Genomic DNA, 24,948 nt, shown 5'->3' on the forward strand with positions numbered 1-24,948 from the left:
GATGCCCGAAGGCGACACCGTCTGGCGCACCGCCAACTCGCTGCGCGACGCATTGGAGGGCAAGGTGCTGACCAGGTGCGATGTGCGGGTGCCCCGTTATGCCACCGCCGACCTGACCGGCCAGGTCGTCGACGAGGTCGTCAGCCGGGGCAAGCACCTCCTCATCCGCGTCGGCGACTACTCCATCCACACCCATCTGAAGATGGAGGGCGCGTGGCACATCTACGCTCCGGACTCCAAGTGGCGGCGGCCGACCCATCAGGCGCGCATCGTGCTGGCTACCGATGATCGGGTGGCGGTCGGATTTTCGCTGGGCATCACGGAGATCCTGGCGCGTGACGACGAGGAGTCCGTGGTCGGGCACCTCGGTCCCGACGTGCTGGGGCCGGATTGGGACGCCGACACCGCGATCCGCAATCTGCGGGCCGCCGGCGACCAGCCCATCGGGCTGGCGCTCGTCGACCAGCGCAACCTGGCCGGTCTCGGCAATGTGTACCGCAACGAGGTCTGTTTCCTCCGCGGCGTCCACCCGTATACGCCGGCGGCCGAGGTGAGCGACCTGCCCGCAATGGTCACGCTCGCGCACCGCATAATTCACGCCGACAAGAACAACTCCATCCGGCGTCGGTCGTGGGTGTACGGGCGTGCCGGACAGCGCTGCCGCCGGTGCCGGACGGTGATCGAGGGCCACGACCTCGGCCAGCAGCAAATCTTCTTCTGCACGTATTGCCAACCCCCCGCCGGGAGCTAACGCAGAACCGTGGTCGGCGGCCCCAGCGGCGGCGGCCTGCGTGTCCGCCGGCGGCCGAGAAGCCAGGCGGCACCATCCGGCACCCACAGCACCGCGGCGGTGGCGATGGTCAGCAGATACGTGGGTGCGATGACGGGCAGTAGAATGCACCCGAGCAGGGCGACGGGGAAATCCCTGCGCCACAATAGCGACAGCAGAACCGGCAGCGCGAGCAAGAGCGTCGCCAGGCCGAAATGCGAGGTCGTCACGGCCCACGGCACGCCCACCACCCAGCACAGCATCCCGAACACCTGGTGTGTGATCAGCAGGAACCGGGCGAAGTCGGTGAACGTCCAGAACCGGCCGACCTCGACGCCGACCCAGAAGATGCGACTGCGGAACGGCCCGACGCCCTCGTCGAGCAGGGCCAGCCGGAACAATTCGTCCGCGCGCCGTCGCAGCGCGTTTCCCTCCCGCCCCTGGGCGCTCGCGCGTTTGCACAGGTCGTCGTGCATGATCGCGGGCAGCAACTGACGGCCGTACGGGGTGAGCAGCCCTTGCAGCGGGGCGGGGATCGACGCGAGATCCGTGCGCAGCAGACACGGCATCGGCGCGCACCCGGGCACCGTCACCACCGTGTCGTCGTGGACGTAGACGAATTCGCCGACGAGTTGGAAGAACTTGCGGTCGAGCACCCGGAGCTCGGGTTGCGGGCGAGTCGGATCGTCCACGGATACCTGGAACGGCATGCGCACCTCACTCGTGGCCGGCCTTGTTTGCCTCCACCACCAGAGTGACGCAATGCGCGACGAATTGCTCGCGCGACGCGGCAACAGTTCCGTCGAGGTACCCGATGAACAGTGTCGTGAGTGCGCCGACGACACCGATCGCGACGAGTTGCTTCTCCACCTCGTCGTCGACGGCCGAGAGTTGGTCGTGCACCAGCCCGACGAAGCCGGGCATGAGGTCGATGCCCCGTCGGCTCAGCGCGGGTTCCGACAGCGGTGCGAGCAGCAGCACACGGCCCATCGCGGGATCGTCGACCATCAGTTTCACGAACGCGTCGACCGCGGCTTCGGCGCGCTCCCGGGCGGTCTGGGTGGACGCGACGGCCTCGACGAGCGCGGTCTGCGCCTGATCGCCCACGGCGGCGTAGACCGAGCGCACGAATTCGTCCCGGTCCTGGAACGACTCGTAGAAGTACCGCTCGGTGAGCGACGCGGCACGGCAGACCGCGCGCACGTTCACCGCCGGACCGTCCGGCGCACCGAGCAGCGCGACGCCCGCGCGCAGCAGCGAGTTCCGCCGCGCTTCCCGTCGGTCCTCCAACGTCACTCGTCCCGCCTCCGTCCTTGACTACGCGTGTTGTCAGATCCTAGTCTGACAACGTGCGTAGTCACTTGAACGCGGACGGCACGCCCGTCCCGGCCCCGGCTCCCGTCCCGCTCGGCCCCGATTCGTTGACCTGGAAGTATTTCGGCGACTGGCGCGGAATGCTGCAGGGTGTCTGGGCCGGCTCGATGCAGAACATGCATCCCGGACTCGGCGCGGGCGTCGAGGAACACTCCCGCTTCTTCGACGAGCGATGGGAACGGCTGTACCGGTCGCTGTACCCGATCGGCGGCGTCGTCTTCGACGGCGACCGTGCTCGGCAGACCGCCGAGCAGGTGCGCGGCTACCACGACACCATCAAGGGGATCGACAAGCACGGCCGCAGGTATCACGCCCTCGATCCCGACACGTTCTACTGGGCGCACGCCACGTTCTTCATGGGCACCGTCCTCACGGGCGACCACTTCATGGGTGGTCTCAGCGAGGACCAGAAGCGCCGGCTCTTCACCGAGCACATCCAGTGGTACCGCCTCTACGGGATGAGCATGCGACCCGTCCCCGACACCTGGGAGGCGTTCCAGGAGTACTGGGACCACATGTGCCGCAACGTCCTCGAAGACAACAAGGCCACTCGCGACGTCCTCGACCTCTCCGGTCTCGGCGTGCCCCCGTTCCTGTCGTGGCTACCCGGTCCGATCTGGGCGATCCTCCGCGTCCCGGTGGCAAAGGGCTTCGTGTGGCTCACCGTCGGCATGTACGACCAACCGATCCGCGACCTCCTCGGCTACCGCTGGACCACGCGCGACGCGCGGCTGCACAAGGCCGTCGGACGCGCGGTGGGCGCCGCCTTCCGCCTCGTCCCGTGGCGGTACCGCTATCACCCACGTGCCCGCGCCGGCTGGGACCGCGAGACCGGACGAACGCCTGCGCACGCACCGCTCGTCCACACACCGCGGCGCAATCTTCCGCCGATCGGACGGCGCGACGACCCGCAGCACTACAGCCCGAAGCTCTGAGTTCCCAGGGAGCTCACAGACAACGAACACACTGCTCACGGGTTCTGGTACGACGCTCGATCCCATGGAATTCTTCGCTGTTGCAGCCCTCGTCGTCATGGCGCTCTCCGGGGTCGTCGCCGCACACGCACCGAAATCGCTCGTCCACACTCGCTGATTGCACGCGCGTGGAATGCTCGGGACCATGGAGTGGGACCTTCCGAAGCTCTTCAACCGCCCCGCGCAGTTGACCGATGCCTCGATCGACACCGAACGTGTCGCCCGGCGCATCAGCGCCTACATCTACGGCAACATCCTCGTCCTCGCCGCGCTGATCCCCGTCACGAAGTCGCAGGAAACCGTCGGCATCGCGATCGTCGTCGGGGCGGCGCTGTCCACGTTCCTCGCGCACGTGTTCGCCGAGTCCGTCGGCCAGACACTGCGTCTCGACCGCACCCTCACCCGGGCCGAACGCGGCGGGGAACTCCGGGACGGCCTGCCCATCCTCACGTCGGCGGTGTTCCCCAGTGTCATCCTGGCCACCGCGCTGATCGGCTGGCTGGAGCCGAAAACCGCGCAGTTGACAGCCGAGTTGGTGATGATCACGAGGATCGCCTCGATCAGTTACGTGATCAGCCGACTGCGCCGCGAGAAGGTCACGTCCGGCACCCATTGGGCGGCGTTCGGTCTCGCCGCGGTCGCGGCGATCATCGTGATCATCAAGGTATTTCTGACACACTGACCGGCGGTTCGAGCAGTTCGATCCGCGATTCGGGAGCCGCCGCCCGCAACGCGTCGGCGGACAGGTCGTCGGGTTGCGCCTGCGACTGCACCTCCGCCTCCACCCGTGCCTGATATGTCTTCACCTCACGGTCGACGTCGTCGGCGTCCCAGCCGAGGACCGGAGCCACCAGCTGCGCCACCTGCTCGGCGCAGTTCACACCGCGGTGCGAGTATTCGATCGCGATGCGGGTGCGCCGCGCGAGGATGTCGTCGAGGTGCAGCGCACCCTCGGCCGCGGCCGCATACACGACCTCCACCTGCAGGTACGCGGGCGCATCGGTGATCGGTTGGAGCAGTTCCGGCTTGTCGGACGCCAGATCGAGCACCTCGCCGATCAGCGAGCCGTACCGGTCCAGCAGGTGCTTCACGCGGTACGGGTGCAGTCCGTACAACCGGCCGAGGTGGACGGTCTGGTTCACCAGCGCGAAATAGCCGTCCGCACCCACGAGGGGGACCTTCTCGGTGATGGACGGCGCCATCCGCGCCGGAATGTCCTCGGCCGCGAGATCCACGGCGTCCTCGGCCATCACACGGTAGGTGGTGTATTTGCCTCCGGCGATGGCGACGAGGCCCGGCGCGACCCGCGCGACGGCGTGCTCGCGGGACAGCTTGGACGTCTCGTCGCTCTCCCCGGCGAGCAACGGACGCAGACCCGCGTAGACGCCGTCGATGTCGTCGTGGGTCAGCGACGTCACCAGCACCTTGTTGACGTGGCCGAGGATGTAGTCGATGTCGGCCTTGGTGGCCGCCGGGTGCGCGAGGTCGAGGTTCCAGTCCGTGTCCGTGGTGCCGATGATCCAGTGGCTGCCCCACGGGATCACGAACAGCACCGACTTCTCGGTGCGGAGGATGATCGCGGCGTCGCTGACGATCCGGTCGCGCGGCACCACGATGTGGACGCCCTTGGACGCACGGACCCGGAACCGGCCCCGCTGCCGCGACAGCGCCTGGATCTCGTCGGTCCACACTCCTGTGGCGTTGATGACGACGTGTGCCTTCACGTCCGCGGTGCGGCCGTCCTCACAGTCCCGGATCCGCACCCCGGACACCCGGTCCGCTTCCCGGAGGAAACCGACCACCTGCGTCGACGTCCGCACGACGGCCCCGTAATGGGCGGCGGTGCGGGCGACGGTCATGGTGTGCCGGGCGTCGTCGACGACGGTGTCGTAGTACTGGATGCCGCCGGTCAGCGAATTGCGTTTGAGCCCCGGCGCCATCCGCAGTGCACCCGCGCGGGTGAGATGCTTCTGCGCCGGAACCGATTTGGCGCCGCCCATCCGGTCGTAGAGGAAGATGCCCGCCGCCATGTAGGGGCGCTCCCACAGCCGGTGGGTGATCGGGAACAAGAACTTGAGCGGCTTCACGAGGTGTGGCGCGAGGGTGGTCAGCGACAGTTCCCGTTCGCGGAGCGCCTCCCGGACCAAACCGAACTCGAGCTGCTCGAGATAGCGCAGGCCGCCGTGGAACATCTTCGACGAGCGACTCGACGTTCCCGACGCGTAATCGCGCGCCTCCACCAGCGCCACCTTCAGCCCGCGGGTGGCCGCGTCGAGCGCCGCGCCGGCCCCGACCACACCGCCGCCGATCACGACAACGTCGAACTGTTCGGTCTGCAGCTCGTCCCACGCGGCATCGCGCTGCCGGGGACCGAGGAACTGCACACCTGGCTGACTACTCAACTCGGGCTCCTGTGAGATGACGACGGATTCATGCCCAGGCTAGTAGCTTCATGCGTGTGATTCAGTACATCGCCGCGATAGACCAGGGCACCACCTCCAGCCGCTGCATGATCTTCGATCACGACGGCGCCGTGGTCAGTGTCGCCCAGAAGGAACACGACCAGTTCTTTCCGCGCGCAGGCTGGGTGGAACACGACCCGATGCAGCTGTGGATCAACACCCGCGAGGTGGTGGCGTCCGCGCTCGCGAAAGCCGATCTCACCAGACGCGACATCGCCGCGATCGGTATCACCAATCAGCGCGAGACGGCGGTGGTGTGGGACCGGAACACCGGAGAACCCGTGTACAACGCGATCGTCTGGCAGGACACGCGCACCGACGCACTGTGCGCGGAACTCGGCGGCGACGAGGGGCCGGGCCGGTACCGGAAGCGCACCGGCCTGCCGCTGTCCACGTATTTCTCCGGGCCGAAGGTCCGGTGGATCCTCGACAACGTCGACGGCGCACGCGAGCGGGCGGACGCGGGCGAACTCTGCTTCGGCACCATCGACAGCTGGATTCTGTGGCACATCACCGAGGGCACGCACGTGACGGATGTCACCAACGCCTCCCGCACCCTGCTGATGAATCTCGAGACGCTCGACTGGGATCCGGAGATCTGCGCCGATTTCGGCATTCCGATGTCGATGCTGCCCGAGATCCGCAGCTCGTCCGAGGTCTACGGCGTCGGACGGGAACGCGGGACGCTGCCGGGTGTGCCCGTCGCGGGAATCCTCGGCGACCAGCAGGCAGCGACGTTCGGGCAGGCCTGCCTGTCGGAGGGCGAAGCGAAGAACACGTACGGGACGGGGAACTTCCTGCTGCTCAACACGGGGACCACCCCCGTGCACAGCAAGCACGGCCTCCTCACCACCGTCTGCTACAAGATCGGTGACACGCCGGCCGTGTACGCACTGGAAGGGTCTGTCGCCGTCACCGGGTCGTTGGTGCAGTGGCTGCGCGACAACCTCGGAATCATCCAGTCGGCCAAGGACATCGAGGACCTGGCGAAGTCGGTCGAGGACAACGGCGGGGCCTACTTCGTGCCCGCGTTCTCCGGACTGTTCGCCCCCCGCTGGCGGCCCGACGCCCGCGGCGCCATCGTGGGGCTCACCCGCTTCGTGAACAAGGGCCACCTTGCCCGCGCGGCGCTGGAGGCCACCGCGTACCAGACCCGCGAGGTGATCGAGGCGATGCGCGCCGATTCCGGTGTCGCACTCGCGTCCCTGAAGGTGGACGGCGGCATGGTCGTCAACGAGACCCTCATGCAGTTCCAGTCCGACATCCTCGGGGTGCCCGTCATCCGTCCCGTCGTCAACGAGACGACGGCGCTGGGCGCGGCGTATGCCGCCGGTCTGGCGGTCGGGTTCTGGGAGAGCGAGGACGACATCCGCGCGAACTGGGCCGTCGACAAGACCTGGGAGCCCGCGATGGACGAGGCCGAGTCCACCCGGCTCTACGCCGAATGGAACAAGGCCGTCGAACGGACCTACGACTGGGCGTGAGCGGCGTAGGCCGCGCCGAGTCGCGCCGCCGCATCCGTCAGCGTGCCCTCCGAACAGGTCGCGAAGCACAGCCGCAGCGCGCTCCGGTGCCCCGCGGCCACGCCGAACGCGGATCCGGGGACGAAGGCCACGCCGTGCTCCACGGCGGTCTGCAGCAGCGCCGCGGTGTCCAGGCCCGGGTCGGCGAACTCGGTCCAGCAGAACATCCCGCCGACTGCGGACGACACCCGGGCGCGGTCGCCGAACGTCGAGGAGACGCCGTCGGCGAGCGCCCGGGCACGGGAGCCGTACCGGTCGCGCAGCATGTCCAGGTGCAGGTCCAGCCACGGTTCGTCGGACAGCAGTCCCGCGGCGATCTGGTGCGTCAGGGACGAACCGCACAGGTCTGCGCCCTGCTTGAGCAGTTCGACGGCCTCGCACACCCGCCGGTCGCCGTGCAGCCAACCGACCCGGAGTGCGGGCGCCAGGATCTTCGACGCGCTGGACAGCCGGATCACGCGATCCGACAGGGCCGCCACGGGCGCAGGGGGCGGACCGTCGAAGAAGAGCTCACCGTACGGGTCGTCCTCGATCACCCAGAAGCCGTACCGGTCGGCCAGAGCGGCGAGATGCTTCCGGCGACCCTGCGCAAGGACGACGCCACGCGGATTGTGGAAGTTGCTCACCGTGTGGACCACGGCGGGCCGCAGCCCGTCCGCGAGCAGACCCTCCAGGGCCGCGGTGTCCATGCCGCCGGCGTCGAGCGGGACGGACCGGACGTCGGCCTCCGCCGCCCGGAACACCTGCAGCGCTCCGGTGTAGGCGGGTTCCTCGACGATCACGACGTCGCCGGGATCGAGCAGCACCTGAGCCAGGAGGCTCAGCGCCTGCTGCGAGCCGTGGGTGACGACGACGTCCGCGGCGCCCAGCGGTCTGCCGATCCGGGCGCCCTCGCGTTCGGCGAGCACGTCGCGGAGCCGGCGCAACCCGGTGGTCTCGCCGTACTGGACGGACGCCGGGTCCGCGAGCGCGAGTTCCGCTTCCTTCCGGATACGTTCGCGCGGAATGAATTCGGGGTCGGGTAGCCCGCCTGCGAGGCTGACGACGTCGGGCCGGGCGGTGAGGGTGAGCAGGTCACGGATGGCGGAGCTGTGCAGCCCCGCCATGCGGCGGGCGAGTGAGTGCGGCATGTACGACTCCCAGGAGGCACGTCGAAGCAGAGGTCAGGTGGGGAACACCCTGTCCGTCCTGGGTCTGCGGGGCGGGAGAGCGCCGAGGCACGGTCGATGATTTCGGACCGTGTCTCGACTATCCCACCGCATACGTCACCATGTGAAATGCGTTTCCCACATTTCGAGATCAGTCCAGGTCGTCGTGCCGCATCAGCTGACGTGCCGCCTCGGTGATCGACCCGGTCAGCGACGGGTACACCGAGAACGTCGCGGCGAGATCGTTGACCGTGAGGTTGTTCTGCACGGCGATCGCGATGGGAAGGATCAGTTCCGACCCGTTGGGGGCGACCACCACGCCGCCGATCACCACACCGGTGGCCGGGCGGCAGAAGATCTTCACGAAACCGCGGCGCAGGCCGGACATCTTCGCGCGCGGGTTGGTGTTGAGCGGCAGCATGACGGTGCGGGCGGGCACCTCGCCGTCGTCGATCGCGGCCTGGCTGACGCCCACCGTGGCGATCTCCGGGCGGGTGAACACCGCCGACGCCACGGTCTTCAGCTTGATGGGGCTCACGCCCTCACCGAGCGCGTGGTACATCGCGATGCGGCCCTGCATGGCAGCGACGGACGCCAGCGGCAGCAGGCCGGTGCAGTCTCCCGCCGCGTAGATGCCGGACACCGGCGTCCGCGAGACCCGGTCGACGCGCAGGTACCCACCCTTGTCGAGTTCGATGCCCACCTTCTCCAGCCCGAGATTCTGCGTGTTGGGCACCGAACCGACCGTCATCAGGGCGTGACTGCCCTCGACGGTGCGACCGTCCGCGAGGACGACGACGATGCCGTCCTCGGTGCGCTTCACGGCATCGGCCCGGGCGTGCTTGACGAGGGTGACGCCGCGTTCGGCGAGGACGTCCTCGAGCACGAGGGCAGCGTCCGCGTCCTCCCCGGGCAGCACGCGGTCGCGGCTGGAGACGAGCGTGACCTTGACACCCATCTCGGTGTAGGCGGACACGAACTCGGCGCCGGTCACACCGGAACCCACCACGACGAGGTGCGAGGGCAACTCGTCCAGGTCGTAGAGGTCGCGCCAGGTCAGGATTCGTTCGCCATCCGGCTCCGCACCGGGGATCACGCGTGGGCTCGCACCCGTGGCGATGAGGACGACGTCGGCGTCGAGTGTCTTCTTCTCACCGTTCTCGAGGGTGGCGCACACCTGATGCGACGCCATGCCGAGCCGCGAGTCGGTGAGCTCGGCGGTGCCCGACAGCAACTCGACACCGACCGTCTGCAGGCGGGTGCGGATGTCGGAGGACTGCGCCTGCGCGAGGCTCTTCACGCGCGCGTGAATCTGCGGCAGAGCGACCGTGGCCTGTTCCGGATCGAGCGCGATGCCCAGGTCGGTGGCCCGCCGCATGTCGGTGCGCACGCCGGTGGAAGCGATGAACGTCTTGGACGGCACGCAGTCGAACAGGACGCAGGCGCCGCCCAGCCCGTCCGAATCGACCAAGGAGACGGAGGCGCCGTGCTGTGCGGCCACCAGCGCTGCCTCGTATCCGGCAGGCCCGCCACCAATGATCACGATTCGGGTCATCTGTCCTCCAATTCAACTGTCGACCGGGGTCTCCGGCCGGCTTCTCGAGCGGTCGCAGCGCGTCGTGTCGTGCACTGCATGCAACAGATTACTAGCCACCGTTTAGGCTTGCCGCCGTGTCGATCTATGCCGCCTACGGGTCCAACATGCATCCCGAGCAGATGTTGCAGCGCTGCCCTCACTCGCCGATGGCGGGGACGGGGTGGCTGCACGGCTGGCGCCTGACGTTCAGTGGCGGGGACATCGGCTGGGATGGCGCACTCGCCACCGTGGTCGAGGACCCCGATTCCAAGGTGTTCGTCGTGCTCTACGACGTCCCCGAGGAGGACGAGGTCAGCCTCGACCGCTGGGAGGGCTCCGAGCTCGGCATCCACCGCAAGATCCGCGTCCGCGTCGACACCGACGGCGAACCCGTTCTCGCGTGGCTGTACGTACTCGACGCCTACGAGGGCGGCCTGCCGTCGGCCCGCTACCTCGGGGTGATGGCCGACGCCGCGGAGATCGCCGGAGCCCCCTCCGACTACGTGCGCGACCTGCGCACCCGCAACAGCCGCAACGTCGGGCCCGGCACCGAATAGGGCCTGCGGGGCCTCAGCCCAGCACCAGGCTCGACAGCACCCGCACACCCACGCCCAGCGCCCGCTCGTCCAGGTCGAACGTGGGCTGGTGGATGTCGAGTTGCTCGCCTACGCCCGACCAGACGCCCAGCCGGGCCATCGCGCCGGGAACCTCTTCGAGATACCAGGAGAAGTCCTCGCCGCCGCCGGACTGCGGCGTGTCGGCGAGGGCGTCCGGGCCGACCGTGCGGATGGCGTCCTCGAACATGCGGGTCGACACCTCGTCGTTGACGACCGGGGGGACGCCGCGGCGATAGTTGAGCTGGTAGCGGACCCCGGTGGGCGCGAGCAGCCCGTGGACGATCTCCCGGACCAGCGGCTCGAGCATCTCCCACGTCTCGTGATCGCCGGTCCGCACGGTGCCGGTCATCATGCCGGTCTGCGGAATGGCATTGGGAGCCCGGCCGGCGCTGACGGCGCCCCACACCATCACGGTGCCGGTACGCGGGTCGATGCGGCGGCTCAGCATTCCCGGCAACCCGGTGACGACGGTACCCAGCGCGAACACGAGGTCGGTGGTCAGATGCGGACGTGACGTGTGCCCGCCCGGCGAGTCGAGCAGCACCTCGATCGTGTCGGCCGCGGACGTGATCGCACCGAGCCGGACGCCGACCCGCCCGGCCGCCAGCCGCGGATCGCAGTGCAGGGCGAAGATCCGCGACACACCGTCCAGCCTCCCGGCCGCGACCACCTCGAGCGCGCCGCCGGGCATGACTTCCTCCGCGGGCTGGAAGATCAGCCGCACACCCACCGGCAGGTCCGGAATCTCGCTGAGCGCCAGCCCCGTTCCGAGCAGGATGGTGGTGTGGGCGTCGTGCCCGCACGCGTGCGACACACCGGGGACGGTCGACGAGTACGTGGCGCCGGTCAGTTCCTGGAGCGGGAGGGCGTCCATGTCTGCACGCAGGGCGATGCGGGGCCCGTCCGACGGTCCGAGGTCACAGGTGAGCCCGGTTCCCCCGGGTAGCAGTTCGGGTGTCAGCCCGGCCGCCGCCAGCCGTGTCGCCACGAATTCCGTCGTCGCGTACTCGTGCCGCGCCAGTTCGGGATTGGCGTGGATGTGCCGCCGCCACTGGGACAGTTCGTCGGTGTGAGCGAGAATCCATTTGTCGACTGCCGCGTTCACCGGCGATCAACTCCTTCCAACAGCCGCACCCGCTGTGTGTCGTCCGTAGCGGCGCGAACTGCCGTGCGAGCCAGTGCAATCGCTCCGTCGACCACGGCGCGGTCGGCGGACTCCGTGACGCACGCCGCCGCGAACCGGGGCTGATGCGTCACCGCCCCGTCCGAGTCGAGGCCGATGATGGGGTGAATTCCAGGCAGGACGTTGGTGACGTTGCCCATGTCGGTACTGCCCAGCGGCCGGACGCCCTCCCACTCGAGCGGCAGCGGCGTCCGTCCCATGTCGACGATCTGCTCGCGGTACGTCGCGACCAGCCAGGGGTCGGGCGTGAGTTCCGTGTACGTGGGCGACACCGTGCGGATCTCGTGGGTGCAGCCGGTGGCGAGGGCCCCGGCCGCGAAGCACGCCTCCGCGCGTGCCGTCAGTTCGGACAGCGCCCACCCCGTCTCGGCGCGCAGGTAGTAGAGCATCTCGGCGCGTGCAGGGACGATGTTGGGTGCGGTGCCGCCGTCGGAGACGATCCCGTGGATCTGCTGGCCCGGCGAGAGGTGTTGGCGGAGCAAGCCGATGCCGACCTGCGCGACGGTGGCGGCGTCGGCGGCGTTGCGACCGAACTCGGGTGCGGCGGACGCGTGCGCCTCGCGGCCGTTGAACGTGACCGCGATGTCGGCCAGCGCGAGCGACGTCGCCCCCGTGATGTCGATCGGACCCGGATGGACCATCAACGCGGCCGCGACACCGTCGAAGACACCCCGCTCGAGCATGACGATCTTTCCGCCGCCACTCTCCTCCGCAGGCGTTCCGATGACCCGCACCGTGATCCCGAGCCGCTCGGCCACCGTGGCGAGCGCGACGCCGGCGCCGACCGCCGACGCCGCGATGATGTTGTGCCCGCACGCGTGGCCGATCTCCGGAAGGGCGTCGTACTCGGCGCAGATGCCGATGACGAGGTCGCCGCTGCCGAAGGACGCGTCGAACGCCGTCGGCAGGTCCGCGATCCCCGACTGCACGGCGAACCCGCTGCGTTTGAGCAGTTCGGTGATCTTCGCGACGCTCCGGAACTCCTCGAACGCGAGTTCGGGTTCGCGGTGGATCGAATGGGACAGCGCTATCAGATCGGTCTCGATTGACCTGACCGCCGCCTCGACATCCGCATTCACGTGCTCATTCTCTCACCCGAAGCTGAAGTTGCTCTTGTCCGTCACCGTGGCGAGCGCGGCGAGGGCCTCGTGATGGATGCCGCGCTTGATTCCGGCCAGGTTGTCCCCGCGGGTGGCGGTGAGCGCGGCGGCCCGCGTCACGGCCGCCGCGAGGACGCCGTCGCCGTCCGCGATCTCGTCGACGATGCCTGCGGCCAGCGCGTCGGGACCGCCGTAGCGGCGGCCCGTCGTCATCGCCTCGACCGCGGTCTGCCTGGGCAGGCGCGAGTTCAGGAGCGCCGACATTCCCACGGTGAAGGGCATGTTCAGCGACACCTCGGGCAGGCAGTAGAACCCGCGGTCGGCGCGCATGACCCGGAAGTCGTGCGACGACGCGAGCATCGCGCCGGCACCGAAACCGTGCCCCTGCACCGCGGCGACGGTGGCCATCGGGAACGCGAGGAGGCGGCTGTAGATCGTGTGCACGCGGTCGAGATAGTCCGGCAATTTGTCGGTGTTCGCGAAGATCCAGGTCGTGTCCAGGCCATTCGTGAAGTACTTGCCCGTCGCGGTCGTCACCAGCGCCGCGGGCCCCTCGGAAGCTTCCACCTCGTCCAGCGCGGCGTGGGTGGCGTCGATCCAGTCCGGATGGAAGCGGTTCTCGTTGTCCGTCTCGCCCTCGTTGCCGAGGTACAGGATGAATACGTCACCGTCGCGATCGAGATAGGGCATGGGTGGAAGACTATCGCCTCATGGGAACGCCAGACGCCGCGGCCGCCGCGCTCGCCGCGCACACGAACTGCGCCGAACACTCGATTGCCGTCGTCCTCGGATCCGGGTGGAACGCCGCCGCCGACCGGTTCGGCGAATCGCTCTGCACGGTGCCGATGGCCGATCTACCGGGGTTCACTCCCCCGTCGGCCGCGGGCCATGCCGGAACGGTCCGATCCGTGGAGGTGGGAGGCAAGCGGATCCTCGTCCTGCTCGGCCGCACCCACGCCTACGAGGGCCATCCCCTCTCATCCGTCGTCCATCCGGTGCGCACCGCGATCGCGGCCGGGGCCACGACCGTCATCCTGACGAACGCCGCCGGCGGAATTCGCGAGGACTTCGGCGTCGGACAGCCGGTTCTCATCAGCGACCACCTCAATCTCACGGCGCGGTCGCCGCTCGTGGGCGCGGAATTCGTGGACCTCGTCGACGCCTACGACCCTGAACTGCGTGCCCTCGCCCGCGACATCGACGAATCACTGGTCGAGGGCGTCTACGCCGGTCTGCCGGGACCGCACTACGAGACTCCGGCCGAGATCCGGATGCTGCGCACGATGGGCGCGGATCTCGTCGGCATGTCCACAGTCCACGAGACCATCGCCGCGCGCGCACTGGGCGCCCGCGTCCTCGGGATCTCGATGGTGACGAACCTCGCCGCCGGCATCACCGGGGAACACCTGAATCACGAGGAGGTCCTCGCCGCGGGCCGGGCGTCGGCCGACCGCATGGGCGGGCTCCTGCGAGAACTGGTGGAACGCTTGTGACCGATCCGATCGCGGAGTGGATCGACGCCGATCCCGACCCCCGGACCCGGGCGGAACTGGCGGCCCTGTCCTCCGGCGAACTCGCCGACCGCTTCGCCACGCCGCTGACGTTCGGCACCGCGGGACTGCGCGGACCGGTGCGGGCAGGCCCGAACGGCATGAACCTCGCCGTCGTCATCCGCACGACCGCCGGGCTGAGCGCGTGGCTGAAGGACCGCTGCCTGGGCGGATCCACCGTCGTGGTCGGGCGTGACGCGCGGCACGGATCCGAGGCGTTCGCGCACGCCGCCGCCGAAGTGCTGGCGGGCGCCGGGTTCTCGGTCGTCCTGCTCCCCCGCCCCCTGCCGACGCCGGTCGTCGCGTTCGCGGTGCGCCACCTCCGCGCCGCCGCCGGGATCCAGATCACCGCCTCCCACAATCCCGCCGCCGACAACGGGTACAAGGTGTACCTGGACGGCGGCGCCCAGCTGATCTCGCCGTCCGACCGGGAGATCGAGGCGTCGATCACGCGCGTCGGACCGGCGAATCTGGTGCCCCGCCTTCCGGTTCCACCGGCGTCCGACGACCTCGTCGACCTCTACGTCGACCGGGTCGCGTCCCTGCCCGCCGGACGGTCGCGCACCCTGCGCATCGCGCTCACCGCGATGCACGGCGTCGGCGGCGAGACCGCGGTCGCCGCACTGACATCGGCCGGATTCACCGACGTCCACACCGTCACCGCACAATTCGCCCCCGACCCCGACTTCCCGACCGTCGAGTTCCCCAACCCCGAGGAGCCGGGCGCCTCGGACGCCGTCCTGGCGCTCGCCGAGAAGGTCGGCGCCGACGTCGCGCTGGCCCTCGACCCCGACGCCGACCGGTGCGCGGTGGGCGTGCGCGGGCCGGACGGCTGGCGGATGCTTCGCGGCGACGAGACCGGGGTCCTGCTCGGCGACCACGTCCTCGCCTCCGCCGCGGCGGGTTCGCTCGTCGCGACGACCATCGTCTCGTCCGCTCTGCTCGAAAAACTGGCCGCCGCGCGTGGTGCCCGCTTCGCCCGCACGCTCACCGGTTTCAAGTGGCTCGTCCGTGCCGGCGAGGGTCTCGTCTACGCGTACGAGGAGGCGATCGGACACTGCGTCGACCCTGAGTCGGTGCGCGACAAGGACGGCATCTCCGCGGCGGTGGTGACCGCCGACCTCGCCGCGACCCTGCGGGCGGAGGGATCGACACTGCTGGACCGGCTGGACGACTACGCCGTCGAGTTCGGAGTGCATGCCGGCGACCAGGTGTCGCGGCGCGTCACCGACCTCGCGGACATCACCGCGATGATGCGGCGCCTGCGGTCGGACCTGCCCGCCGAACTGGCGGGCGAACCCGTCGAGGCCACCGACCTCGCGGACCTGCGCGGGCAGTCCCGAACCGACGCCGTCGTCCTCGCCGGGCCGACCGTACGGATGGTCGTGCGTCCCTCGGGAACCGAACCCAAGCTCAAGTGCTACCTCGAGGTGGTGGTCCCGGCGCCGGACCGATCGGCGCTACCCGCGGCCCGCGCGGCGGCGGCGACCCGGTTGAACCTGTTGCGGGAGTTCGCCGAAGCCCTCTAGCCGACCGGTGTCAGCGTGGCCCGAACTGCCGGTCTCCGGCGTCGCCGAGACCCGGCACGATGAACGCATCGTCGTTGAGTCCCTCGTCGACCGCCGCCGTCACGAGTCGCACCGGATGGCCCGACTCCGACAGCGCCGCAACACCTTCGGGCGCCGCGACCACGCAGACCGCCGTGACGTCGGTGGCGCCTCGGGCGACGAGCAGGTCGATCGTGTGCACCATCGAACCACCGGTCGCCAGCATCGGGTCGAGGACGAACACCGGCATGCCGGACAGATCGGCGGGCAGCGACTCCAGATACGGGACCGGCAGATGCGTATCTTCGTCTCGGGCCATGCCGACGAAACCGACTCGCGCCTGCGGAATCAGGCTACTGGCCTGCTCGACCATGCCCAGTCCCGCGCGCAGGACGGGGACGAGGAGCGGCGGACGGCTCAGCCGCACCCCGCCGGTCGTCGCGATGGGAGTGACCACGTCGAACGTCTCGACCGGAGCCTCGCGCGTCGCCTCGTACACCAGCATGTGCGTCAGCCGTCGCAGGGCGGCGCGAAATGTGGCATTGTCGCTGCGCGCATCGCGCATCGTTGTCAGGAGGGCGGCTGCGAGCGGGTGGTCGACGACGTGCGTGTTCATGCTCGAAGAATAAGGGGGCGGCGGGCGAGATTTCGCAAGAGAGCGATTCTCGGCGGATCGGGGGGTGGAACCGAATCCGTCTCACGCGCGTCCAATAGGGTGACCGGTATCAAATCCGACTGGGGGGATGACGATGAACGACTTGAGGGCGGATACCGCCAGTATCGCCGAGTTCGCGGCCACGGCAGGGACCATGGCGGCGGAGATGCAGGTGGCAGGCCTCGGCGCAGCCGCCGCGGGCCCTCTGCTGCTCGGCCCGGTCTTCGGGGTGATCGGTGGCGACTTCGTCGCGGCCTTCGCCACGGCGCACGCCGCACACCTGGCGTCCATCGAGAAATTGTCGGGCGTGCTCGGCGCGATCAGCGCCACCGCCCTCTCGAACGCCGCCGCGTACGAGGGCACCGAGGTCGCCACGACGGCAGCGCTCGCCGCGGGCGCCGTCGGGCTGGAGGCCTGACCGTGATCCCCCTCGATCTCCTCACCCGTCCGATCCTCGACCTGCTCGGCGCATTCGGCAGCGGCGTCCTCCCCGCCGGTGGTCCCGCCGACGCTCTCCGCGCCTCCTCGGTCGCGATCGACGCCGTGCACGACACCGGCCGCACCGGCATCAGCTCGATCTACGGCGACTGGCAGGGCAAGAGCGGCACCGGTGCGATCGTGAAGACCGAGGAAGCACAGCGCGCGACGGTCGCGGTCTCCGACCGCGGCAACGACATGGCCGACGTCGTCGCCGTGGCTTCCGAGATCGTCCGCGCCGGAATGGCGCAACTCGAGGAGATCCTGCAATCGTTCGTCTCCCTCGCGGTCGCGACCGGACCGGCCCTGGCCACCCCGCCCGGTCAGGCGATGATCGTCGCGGCCGCACTCGACCACCTCGGCCGGGCCACCGCCGTGGTCGCGACGGTGCGGGCCGAACTCGCCGAGCAGACCGGCAGGATGGTGGCGCTCACACCGGCCGAAGACGTCCCGTCCGCACCTGCCGCCATCGCACCCGCGAGCACGACCGCGGCGAGCACGGCGCCCGCCTCCGCGGCGCCCGTCACACCTGCAGGCTCCGACGCGGTGAGCCGCGCGGCGTCCGGGTTCGCGAGTTCGTCGGGGACGTCGCCGATGTCGGGACTCACGAGCATCTCCGCCCCGGCCGCGCACTCACCGGGCAGGCGCGCGGCGGGCGGGTCCCGGACCGATTCCCTCACCGGCAGGTCCGGAGGCGCCGGCCACGCGTCGTCCACCTCGGACCCCGCCCACGGCGGCGAGGGCGTCGAGGTGGTCCTGCCCGACGGCAGCACCGCCGTCGCGCCCAACAAGGAAGCGGCCGATGCGGTGCGCAACGCGCTGTCGCAGCAGGGTGTCCCGTACGTCTGGGGTGGGACGTCGCCGGGCGAGGGCCTCGACTGCAGCGGTCTGACGCAGTGGGCGTACGGCGAAGCGGGCGTGGGTCTTCCCCGGCTGGCACAGGAACAGAACGTCGGCACCGCCGTCGACCCCGGCGACCTCATGCCCGGCGATCTCGCCGTCTGGGACGGTCACGTCGCAATGGTGATCGGTAACGGTCAGCTCGTCGAGGCCGGCGATCCCGTGCAGGTCGGCCCGATTCGCACCAGCAACAGCGGCATGGGCTTCTACGGCTTCTACCGACCGACCGAATGACAGGAATCATGTTTCCCCCCACCCCACCACCCGCGGGCACGACGGCCGCAGTCAGCAACCGCTCCGGCACCGTCTCGGTCCGGACCACCGAGCAGGGTCTGCCGCTCGAACTCCGCATCGATCCGCGCGAACTCCGCTACGGCGGCCAGCGGCTCGCGGACGAGATCCTGACACTCTGCCGGCGCTCGGCGAGGGAGGCCGGGGCGCGGCGACGCGACGAACTCGCCCGCGACGGCATGCCCCCCGAGATCCTCGACAAGCTCGGTCTGCCCACGCGCGCCGACGTCGCCGCCGCGCAGGCGATCGAGGACGAGGAAGAACCCACCCCGACGAGTTGGATGCGACCACTGTGAGCGAACACGACATGGATGCGATCGTCGGGCGGGCCACCGAACAGGTGACGCTGCTCGAGGAGGCCCTCGCCGGACTGCGGGCGATCACGGCGCGGGCGTCGAGCGAGTCCGATCAGGTCACCGCCGAAGTCGACGGGAACGGGACGTTGACCGGCCTCTGGATGGACGATTCCATCTCGGCGCTCGACGCCCGCGCTCTCGCGACCATGATCACGAGCACCACACAGGAAGCCGCCCGGCTCGCCACCGAACAGCGCACGCGGGTCATGACCGCGCTGCAGGACGGGTTCGGGAAGGTCTGACCGTCACTCCCCGGCGAAGTCGACGACCGTCTGACTGAGCGGCATCTCGTCGGTGCGGGGTTCCGGGGCAGGCAGATACGTGACGTCGTCCAGGGTCGCGTGTCCTGCCAGGTCGAACGCGTCGAACTCGAACGGGACACTCTCGGCCAGGGCCGGATTCGTGTTGTCCATCAGGTGGAAGTGCAGGTGCGGCGCCGTGGACTGACCGCTGTTGCCGAGTTTGCCGATCACCGCACCCTTCGCGACGTGATCGCCCTCCCGCACCGAGATGCTGCCGGGCACGAAGTGACCGTAGAACGCGTACACCGTTTCCGACGTCGAGCACGACGTGATTTCCGGTCGCCTCGGTGAGGTTGCGCTCGGGCTGCGGTTCGCCGATCACGTTCTCCTCCTGTCCGTCGAGAACCGAGACGACCTCCGCGTCGGCCACCGCGAGGACGTCGGCGCGGTAGCCGACGTAGTTCTCCTTGGTGTTGTCGCCCCGGTAGGCGAACCCTTCCCGGTCGACTCCCAGGAAGTCGATCGCATACCTCTCGAAGTTCAGCAGGCGTCCGTCGACCGACCAGACGCCGCGGCGATGATGGGTGTTGTCGGCGCAGCAGCCTTCCATCGCCGCCCACCCGTCCCCTCGGAGCGGCGGGCCTATCACCGGGACCGTCCCGTCGAAGAGCGGGACGGACACCGACGTGTCGAGGGTGGCAGGCACGGGACCCCCGGATTCGTCGACCATCCCGGCGAGGCCGGGAATCGGCTGCTCCGGCGGCGGGGTCTCCAGCGCACGGACGGAGACGGTGGCCTGCACTCCGTCCGGAATGGGTGTGGCATCGTCCATCGCGACATCGACGAAGAAGATCCCGAGCTGAGCCGGCTGCAGGCGGTCGGTGGGGGTCGCGTTGTCACCCACGCGGTTCATGTTCGCGGCCACCGCGTCGCCGTCGTAGGTCGCGAGGGCGCTGTCCGCTCGATGCGGCACGTCGATCACGACCCGCTGCACGAGCAGTGGAACGGCCGCGGTGTTCGTGACATGGACCTCGAACGTCAGATGGTTGCGGTCGTCCGTCGCGGCGACGGGTGACGGCGCGAACGGGATCGACAGCGCCACGGGTGAGGGCCCGTCGAGCTGAGCGGTCGACGGCAGCCGGTCGGCACCGGACCATTCGGTCCCCCAGTTCGGCGAACCCGACCCGGAGGCGTCCGACGTGCCGCACGCGACCGTCGCCGCGCACATCCCCAGCACTGCGATCGAGGAGACGAACGACCGCCGCCGTCGGGACCTTCGAGTTACATCGCCGATCCGGAACATGCAGCCTCCTCGAACGACTCGACGCACACTGAACGTCATGGTAGGGCGGCGGCACGTGACGTCGGGACCGATTAGCCGTCGACGTCGCACCCGCCGCGGCACCACGGTGGCGGGCGCCGGAAACGGTCAGCACACGGCCCGGGTATAACTTTGGCCGCGGGGTCGATAGGCTTCGCGCCATGGCTGGAGATATCGTCCCGATCGAACTCGGTCTCACCGACGGAGACCTCGTGACACTGTGGGCACCACGGTGGCGTGAGGGCGACGACGAGTGGGAAGCATTCCTGGGTCACGAGGAAGACCTGTACGGATTCGAATCGGTGGCCGAACTGGCCGCCTTCATCCGTACGAACACCGACAACGATCTCGTCGAGCACCCCGCCTGGGGTGTGGTGTCCGGGCTCTCCGCTGCCGAGCTCGAACCCGACGAGAACTTCTGCTTCGATCTGATCGGTGTGCCGGAGCTCGCCGCGAGCGACCCCGACGCTCTCGTCGTGAGCGAGCTCGAAGACACGCTCAACATGGTGCGCAACATCGGTGAGGTCTGCGAACTGGACGTGGTCACCAAGTTCTTCAACGCGAACCCCATCCTGGGCGCGCTCCCCGCCGGCGCCAGCGCATTCGAGGGACGCGAGGGCGAGGAACTGTGGGCTCAGATCGGCGCGGCCATCGCGAAGGGCTGGGATGACGTCCTCGACGCCGTCGACAACATCGTGGCCACCCCCGAGGTGGACGCCGAGGCGGTAGCCGTGGCCGAGGCCGAGCTGGTCGCGGCCGACGAGAACACCGTCGACGTGGACGACGTCGCCGAGGAGGCCGAGGAAGACGAAGAGTTCGTCGCACTCGATCTGGGGACCGCGGAGGAAGAGGAGGAGGAAGAGGACGACACGTTCTGGGGTGCGGTGGGAGTAGACCCCGTCAAGATCATCACGTCCGGCGAGACGTACTTCACCCTCCGCTGCTACCTGGACGACGACGCGATCTTCCTCGGCCGCGACGGCGCGATCTTCGTCTTCACGTCCGAGCGCGCACTGGCCCGGTACCTCGCCGACAACCACGAGCACGCCCTCGCGCAGGTCAGTACATACGAGGAGATCCAGGTGGCGGCCGTCGACGGGTCGCTCGAGGTCGAGGTCACCGACGAGAACGTGTACGTCCTGCCCGGTCTTGCCGACGACCTGGCCGCCGGCCCCGAGGCCGTCGACGCGGACCAGCTGGACCTTGCGGTCGAATTATTTACCGACGCAGCCGACTTCGCCGATGACGATTCGGTGGAAACCGCACTCGCCTCGTCCGAGCCACTGGGCTGGTACGTCTCGTTCGTCCTCAACCCGGACCCGACGCGGATGGCGCCGAGCGCACCCTTCGATGCCGAGGCCACGGCGTGGCGGACACTCGAGCGGGAATTCGAGGCCCGCCTGCGGAAGGTCTGAGCACCCGCCCTCGGGGCGCTCAGCCCACCAGCACCGCGAATCCCGGCTTGATCACCTCGTCGATCAACTGCAGCCGCTGATCGAACGGGATGAAGGCCGACTTCATCGCGTTGATGGTGTACCGCTCGAGGTCCGTCCAGCCGTAACCGAACGTCTCGACGAGCCGGAGCATCTCCCGGCTCATGCTCGTGTCGCTCATCAGCCGGTTGTCGGTGTTGACGGTGACCCGGAACCGCAACCGGGCGAGCAGGTCGAACGGATGGTTCTCGAGTGCGTCCACCGCCCCGGTCTGGACATTGGAACTGGGACACAGTTCGAGAGGAATCCTCTTGTCCCGCACATAGTTCGCCAGCTTGCCGAGGACCGGGACGCCGTCGGGGCCGATGGTGATGTCGTCGGTGATCCGGACCCCGTGACCGAGGCGGTCGGTGCCGCAGAACGCGATGGCCTCGTGAATGGACGGCAGACCGAACGCTTCACCCGCGTGAATCGTGAAATGCGCGTTGCTGCCCCGCATGTACTCGAAAGCGTCGAGGTGGCGGCTGGGCGGATTGCCGGCCTCGGCGCCGGCGATGTCGAACCCGACGACGCCGCGGTCCCGGAACCGGATCGCCAGTTCCGCGATCTCCCGGGACCGCGCCGCGTGCCGCATCGCCGTGAGCAGAACCCCGACCCGGATGTTCTGACCGCGCACCTCCGCCGCGGACTCCCCCGCCTCGAATCCGAGCAGCACCTGTTCCACCACCTCGTCCAGCGTCAGCCCCTCCTCGAGGTGCTGCTCGGGCGCGAAACGGACCTCGGCGTAGACCACACCGTCGTCGGCGAGATCCTCGGCGCATTCGCGGGCCACCCGTTCGAGCCCGACCGGCGTCTGCATGACGGCGACCGTGTGCGCGAACGTCTCGAGGTATCGCTCGAGCGAACCGCTGTCGGCGGCCTCCCGGAACCACGTGGCGAGCGCGGGCGCCGTGTCGGCGGGCAGCGCGTCGTAGCCGCAGTCGCGGGCCAGTTCGAGAACCGTCTCGGGCCGGAGGCCTCCGTCGAGATGGTCGTGCAGCAACACCTTCGGCGCTCGGCGCAGGGCCGACAGATCCAGTGCGGTCATGCGTCGACGTTAGCGTGACGGATCCTCGATCCGCTCGATGACGAGCGGCGCGATGACCGGCGGCGCGTCGGCGACCACCGTCCAGGCTTCGGAAAGTGCGGCTTTCGCGGCGGCGAACCGTTCGGGCGTGTCGGTGTGCAGCGTGACGAGCGGGGTTCCCACCGACACGGTCTCCCCCGGCTTCGCATGCAGTTCGATGCCCGCCCCCGCCTGCACCGGTTCGCCCTGCCTGGCACGGCCCGCGCCGAGCCGCCAGGCGGCGAGTCCGACCGCCATGGCATCGAGTCCGCACACCACGCCATCCGACTCGGAGAGCAGCACCTCGGTGTGCCGGGCGGTCGGCAGCGGGGCGCCGGGATCCCCGCCCTGGGCGGAGATCATCTTCCGCCAGCGATCCATGGCCGACCCGTCGCGCAGCTTGTCCGCTGGGTCGACACCGTCGATTCCGGCCGCCTTCAACATTTCTCGCGCGAGTTCGAGCGTCAGCTCCACGACGTCGGACGGGCCGCCCCCGGCCAGCACCTCCAGCGATTCCCGCACTTCGAGGGCGTTGCCCGCGGTGTGACCGAGCGGTGCGTCCATCGCCGTGAGCACCGCCATCGTCCGCACTCCGGCGTCGCTCCCGAGGTCGACCATCGTCTGCGCGAGTTCGCGCGCGTCGTCGAGTTTCTTCATGAACGCACCCGACCCCACCTTCACGTCGAGCACGAGCGCGCCGGTGCCTTCGGCGATCTTCTTGCTCATGATCGAGCTGGCGATCAGGGGGATCGACTCGACCGTCCCGGTGACGTCGCGCAGCGCGTACAACCGCCGGTCCGCCGGTGCCAGGTCTGCCCCGGCGGCGCAGACGACCGCTCCGACGGCGGGGTCGGACAGGATCTCGGCCATCTCGGCGGTGTCGAGGTCGGCGCGCCACCCGGGGATCGACTCGAGCTTGTCGAGCGTTCCGCCGGTGTGCCCGAGCCCGCGTCCCGACAGCTGCGGCACGGCGGCACCACACGCGGCGACCAGCGGGGCGAGCGGCAGCGTGATCTTGTCGCCGACACCACCGGTCGAGTGTTTGTCCACGGTGGGCCTGCCCAGATGGGTGAAGTCGAGGCGACGACCGGACGAGATCATCGCCGTGGTCCAGCGGCTCACCTCCTCGCGCGTCATTCCGCGGAAGAAGATCGCCATGGCCAGCGCCGACATCTGCTCGTCGGCCACGACACCCCGGGTGAATGCCTCCACCACCCAGTCGATCTCTGCCCCGGACAGTTCCCTGCCGTCGCGTTTGGCGGCGATGATCGACGAGGCGTCATGCATGGCTGATTCTCCCCTTCTCCTCCGGACCGAAAGCGTCCGGCAGCAGCTGTTCCAGTGGTCGCGCGCCGGCCCGGTGGTCGACGAGCAGTCCGGGACCGCCGTGCTCGAAGAGAATCTGCCGGCAGCGTCCGCACGGCATGAGTATGTCGCCCCTCGCGTCACAGCAGGTGAAGGCGATTAATCGGCCTCCGCCGCCCGCAAACAAGTTACCGACCAGTACACACTCGGCGCAGAGCCCCAGACCGTATGAGACATTTTCCACATTGCATCCGACGACGATTCGTCCATCGTCGACGAGCGCGGCCGCGCCCACCGGGAACCCGGAGTAGGGCGCATAGGCCCGCTCCATCACCTCACGCGCGTTGGCGCGCAACAGTTTCCACTCGATCTCGCCCATGGTTCCCCATCCAATCATGTCGGCTGAATGGATGCAGAGAATCGCCCGGGACAGCTCGATCCGTATTGGAGAGGCAAACCTAACTTCGATTGCGGGGGCGGTACGAACCCCGACTCGAATTAGTTCCCCCGTTTCCGTTGGGTTTAGAGTTCAGAGAAGTCGGTTCAGGATCACGTCGGGTCCCCAGTTGTGGTATGTCCGCAACGCTGCGCAGACTCGACACGTCCACCAATGACGTTGGAGGCACAGCACTCGATGAGTACTACGACTGAAGCCGCTCCGGCCAAGGAGCGCACACGGTCGCTTTACCGGGGCGACCCCGGAATGTGGTCCTGGGTATTGCACCGGATCACAGGCGTAATGACGTTCTTCTTCCTATTCGTGCACGTGCTGGATACCGCGCTGGTGCGTGTGAATCCCGACACGTACGACAGTGTCATCGAGACCTACAAGAACCCGATCGTCGGGCTCATGGAGCTCGCTCTCGTCGCCGCGGTGCTGTACCACGCACTGAACGGCGTCCGGGTGATGCTGGTGGACTTCTGGTCCAAGGGACCGCAGTACCAGCGCCTGATGCTCTGGGTAATCCTCGCGATCTGGTTCCTGGTGATGATCCCGGGCGCCGGCCGCATCTTCTACAACATGTTTGCGGGGCACTGAC

27 protein-coding genes are annotated in these 24,948 nt (G+C 69.0%); 14 read left to right on the plus strand and 13 right to left on the minus strand.

The window, feature by feature from the left end; all coding sequences use genetic code 11:
- Nucleotide 1 precedes the first annotated feature (1 nt).
- Complete coding sequence (locus H0B43_RS05390) at nt 2-751, plus strand: Fpg/Nei family DNA glycosylase (protein WP_185728976.1); 750 nt, start codon at nt 2-4, stop codon at nt 749-751.
- On the opposite strand, the gene H0B43_RS05395 is transcribed toward H0B43_RS05390, so the two are convergent.
- Both H0B43_RS05395 and H0B43_RS05400 read right to left on the minus strand, forming a co-directional pair.
- A complete protein-coding gene (locus H0B43_RS05395) occupies nt 748-1,479 on the minus strand; it encodes a DUF1353 domain-containing protein (protein ID WP_185728975.1) in 732 nt (243 codons plus the stop codon). The genes H0B43_RS05390 and H0B43_RS05395 overlap by 4 nt on opposite strands.
- Nucleotides 1,480-1,486: 7 nt before the next feature.
- On the minus strand, nt 1,487-2,065 hold the full coding sequence (locus tag H0B43_RS05400; protein ID WP_185728974.1) for a TetR/AcrR family transcriptional regulator: 579 nt from the start codon (nt 2,063-2,065) through the stop codon (nt 1,487-1,489).
- Between the two features lie 53 nt (nt 2,066-2,118).
- Between H0B43_RS05400 and H0B43_RS05405 the strand changes: the two genes are divergently transcribed.
- Together H0B43_RS05405 and H0B43_RS05410 are read left to right on the plus strand one after the other, a co-directional pair.
- Entirely contained in the window at nt 2,119-3,078 is a 960-nt protein-coding gene (locus tag H0B43_RS05405; RefSeq protein WP_185728973.1) for an oxygenase MpaB family protein, read from the plus strand.
- Nucleotides 3,079-3,262: 184 nt separating this feature from the next.
- Nucleotides 3,263-3,799 (plus strand): hypothetical protein, encoded by a 537-nt coding sequence (locus H0B43_RS05410; protein ID WP_185728972.1) that lies wholly within the window; start codon nt 3,263-3,265, stop codon nt 3,797-3,799.
- Here H0B43_RS05410 and glpD read toward each other — a convergent pair.
- The gene (glpD, locus tag H0B43_RS05415; protein ID WP_185728971.1) at nt 3,777-5,519 is read right to left on the minus strand and encodes a glycerol-3-phosphate dehydrogenase; all 1,743 of its coding nucleotides are present in this window, start codon (nt 5,517-5,519) and stop codon (nt 3,777-3,779) included. The genes H0B43_RS05410 and glpD overlap by 23 nt on opposite strands.
- Before the next feature lie 50 nt (nt 5,520-5,569).
- On the opposite strand from glpD, the gene glpK reads away from it, so the two are divergent.
- Complete coding sequence (glpK, locus tag H0B43_RS05420) at nt 5,570-7,063, plus strand: glycerol kinase GlpK (RefSeq protein ID WP_185728970.1); 1,494 nt, start codon at nt 5,570-5,572, stop codon at nt 7,061-7,063.
- On the opposite strand, the gene H0B43_RS05425 is transcribed toward glpK, so the two are convergent.
- Nucleotides 7,048-8,232 (minus strand): PLP-dependent aminotransferase family protein, encoded by a 1,185-nt coding sequence (locus tag H0B43_RS05425; RefSeq protein ID WP_185728969.1) that lies wholly within the window; start codon nt 8,230-8,232, stop codon nt 7,048-7,050. The two genes, glpK and H0B43_RS05425, sit on opposite strands and share 16 nt — an antisense overlap.
- A gap of 169 nt (nt 8,233-8,401) precedes the next feature.
- A complete protein-coding gene (locus tag H0B43_RS05430) occupies nt 8,402-9,805 on the minus strand; it encodes an NAD(P)H-quinone dehydrogenase (RefSeq protein ID WP_185728968.1) in 1,404 nt (467 codons plus the stop codon).
- A gap of 116 nt (nt 9,806-9,921) precedes the next feature.
- Here H0B43_RS05430 and H0B43_RS05435 point away from each other — a divergent pair, with 116 nt between their 5' ends.
- The gene (locus H0B43_RS05435; RefSeq protein ID WP_185728967.1) at nt 9,922-10,383 is read left to right on the plus strand and encodes a gamma-glutamylcyclotransferase; all 462 of its coding nucleotides are present in this window, start codon (nt 9,922-9,924) and stop codon (nt 10,381-10,383) included.
- Between the two features lie 13 nt (nt 10,384-10,396).
- Here the strand turns inward: H0B43_RS05435 and H0B43_RS05440 are convergent, their stop codons facing one another.
- Genes H0B43_RS05440 through H0B43_RS05450 form a run of 3 tightly spaced genes read right to left on the minus strand, consistent with a single transcriptional unit; the run spans nt 10,397 to nt 13,416 of the window.
- Nucleotides 10,397-11,548: a M20 family metallopeptidase gene (locus H0B43_RS05440; RefSeq protein ID WP_185728966.1), complete on the minus strand. Its 1,152-nt coding sequence runs from the start codon at nt 11,546-11,548 to the stop codon at nt 10,397-10,399.
- Nucleotides 11,545-12,705, minus strand: coding sequence for a M20 family metallopeptidase (locus H0B43_RS05445; RefSeq protein WP_185728965.1), 1,161 nt, complete (start codon nt 12,703-12,705; stop codon nt 11,545-11,547). Before H0B43_RS05445 ends, H0B43_RS05440 begins: the two co-directional genes overlap by 4 nt.
- A 12-nt stretch (nt 12,706-12,717) precedes the next feature.
- Nucleotides 12,718-13,416: an enoyl-CoA hydratase/isomerase family protein gene (locus H0B43_RS05450; RefSeq protein ID WP_185728964.1), complete on the minus strand. Its 699-nt coding sequence runs from the start codon at nt 13,414-13,416 to the stop codon at nt 12,718-12,720.
- Nucleotides 13,417-13,436: 20 nt separating this feature from the next.
- Between H0B43_RS05450 and H0B43_RS05455 the strand changes: the two genes are divergently transcribed.
- Nucleotides 13,437-14,219, plus strand: coding sequence for a purine-nucleoside phosphorylase (locus H0B43_RS05455; RefSeq protein ID WP_185728963.1), 783 nt, complete (start codon nt 13,437-13,439; stop codon nt 14,217-14,219).
- Nucleotides 14,216-15,805, plus strand: a complete 1,590-nt coding sequence (locus H0B43_RS05460) for a phospho-sugar mutase (RefSeq protein WP_185728962.1) — start codon at nt 14,216-14,218, stop codon at nt 15,803-15,805. Before H0B43_RS05455 ends, H0B43_RS05460 begins: the two co-directional genes overlap by 4 nt.
- Nucleotides 15,806-15,815: 10 nt before the next feature.
- Here H0B43_RS05460 and upp read toward each other — a convergent pair whose 3' ends face one another.
- The gene (upp, locus tag H0B43_RS05465; RefSeq protein ID WP_185728961.1) at nt 15,816-16,439 is read right to left on the minus strand and encodes a uracil phosphoribosyltransferase; all 624 of its coding nucleotides are present in this window, start codon (nt 16,437-16,439) and stop codon (nt 15,816-15,818) included.
- Between the two features lie 133 nt (nt 16,440-16,572).
- Here upp and H0B43_RS05470 point away from each other — a divergent pair, with 133 nt between their 5' ends.
- Genes H0B43_RS05470 through H0B43_RS05485 form a run of 4 tightly spaced genes read left to right on the plus strand, consistent with a single transcriptional unit; the run spans nt 16,573 to nt 18,744 of the window.
- Entirely contained in the window at nt 16,573-16,896 is a 324-nt protein-coding gene (locus H0B43_RS05470) for a type VII secretion target (RefSeq protein ID WP_185728960.1), read from the plus strand.
- A gap of 2 nt (nt 16,897-16,898) precedes the next feature.
- Nucleotides 16,899-18,089: a C40 family peptidase gene (locus H0B43_RS05475; RefSeq protein ID WP_185728959.1), complete on the plus strand. Its 1,191-nt coding sequence runs from the start codon at nt 16,899-16,901 to the stop codon at nt 18,087-18,089.
- Between the two features lie 8 nt (nt 18,090-18,097).
- Nucleotides 18,098-18,442: a hypothetical protein gene (locus H0B43_RS05480; RefSeq protein WP_185728958.1), complete on the plus strand. Its 345-nt coding sequence runs from the start codon at nt 18,098-18,100 to the stop codon at nt 18,440-18,442.
- Complete coding sequence (locus H0B43_RS05485; RefSeq protein ID WP_185728957.1) at nt 18,439-18,744, plus strand: YbaB/EbfC family nucleoid-associated protein; 306 nt, start codon at nt 18,439-18,441, stop codon at nt 18,742-18,744. The genes H0B43_RS05480 and H0B43_RS05485 overlap by 4 nt, the downstream gene beginning before the upstream one ends.
- Before the next feature lie 3 nt (nt 18,745-18,747).
- On the opposite strand, the gene H0B43_RS41315 is transcribed toward H0B43_RS05485, so the two are convergent.
- Nucleotides 18,748-19,026: a M23 family metallopeptidase gene (locus tag H0B43_RS41315; protein ID WP_312033914.1), complete on the minus strand. Its 279-nt coding sequence runs from the start codon at nt 19,024-19,026 to the stop codon at nt 18,748-18,750.
- 46 nt (nt 19,027-19,072) lie between these two features.
- On the opposite strand from H0B43_RS41315, the gene H0B43_RS41320 reads away from it, so the two are divergent.
- Both H0B43_RS41320 and H0B43_RS05495 read left to right on the plus strand, forming a co-directional pair.
- A complete protein-coding gene (locus H0B43_RS41320) occupies nt 19,073-19,819 on the plus strand; it encodes a hypothetical protein (protein WP_252189858.1) in 747 nt (248 codons plus the stop codon).
- A 407-nt stretch (nt 19,820-20,226) separates the two neighbouring features.
- Nucleotides 20,227-21,480 carry a primosomal protein gene (locus H0B43_RS05495; protein WP_185728956.1) on the plus strand — a complete coding sequence of 418 codons (1,254 nt, stop codon included), beginning with the start codon at nt 20,227-20,229 and terminating at the stop codon, nt 21,478-21,480.
- Nucleotides 21,481-21,499: 19 nt separating this feature from the next.
- Here the strand turns inward: H0B43_RS05495 and H0B43_RS05500 are convergent, their stop codons facing one another.
- Genes H0B43_RS05500 through H0B43_RS05510 form a run of 3 tightly spaced genes read right to left on the minus strand, consistent with a single transcriptional unit; the run spans nt 21,500 to nt 24,287 of the window.
- Nucleotides 21,500-22,585 carry an adenosine deaminase gene (locus H0B43_RS05500; RefSeq protein ID WP_185728955.1) on the minus strand — a complete coding sequence of 362 codons (1,086 nt, stop codon included), beginning with the start codon at nt 22,583-22,585 and terminating at the stop codon, nt 21,500-21,502.
- Nucleotides 22,586-22,594: 9 nt separating this feature from the next.
- Entirely contained in the window at nt 22,595-23,890 is a 1,296-nt protein-coding gene (locus tag H0B43_RS05505) for a thymidine phosphorylase (protein ID WP_185728954.1), read from the minus strand.
- Nucleotides 23,883-24,287 (minus strand): cytidine deaminase, encoded by a 405-nt coding sequence (locus tag H0B43_RS05510; RefSeq protein ID WP_185728953.1) that lies wholly within the window; start codon nt 24,285-24,287, stop codon nt 23,883-23,885. The genes H0B43_RS05505 and H0B43_RS05510 overlap by 8 nt, the downstream gene beginning before the upstream one ends.
- 255 nt (nt 24,288-24,542) lie before the next feature.
- Here H0B43_RS05510 and sdhC point away from each other — a divergent pair, with 255 nt between their 5' ends.
- Nucleotides 24,543-24,947 carry a succinate dehydrogenase, cytochrome b556 subunit gene (gene sdhC, locus H0B43_RS05515; RefSeq protein ID WP_005239889.1) on the plus strand — a complete coding sequence of 135 codons (405 nt, stop codon included), beginning with the start codon at nt 24,543-24,545 and terminating at the stop codon, nt 24,945-24,947.
- Nucleotide 24,948 lies beyond the last annotated feature (1 nt).

The organism is Rhodococcus sp. 4CII (genome assembly GCF_014256275.1).
GTDB classification, from domain to species: Bacteria; Actinomycetota; Actinomycetes; order Mycobacteriales; family Mycobacteriaceae; genus Rhodococcus_F; species Rhodococcus_F wratislaviensis_A.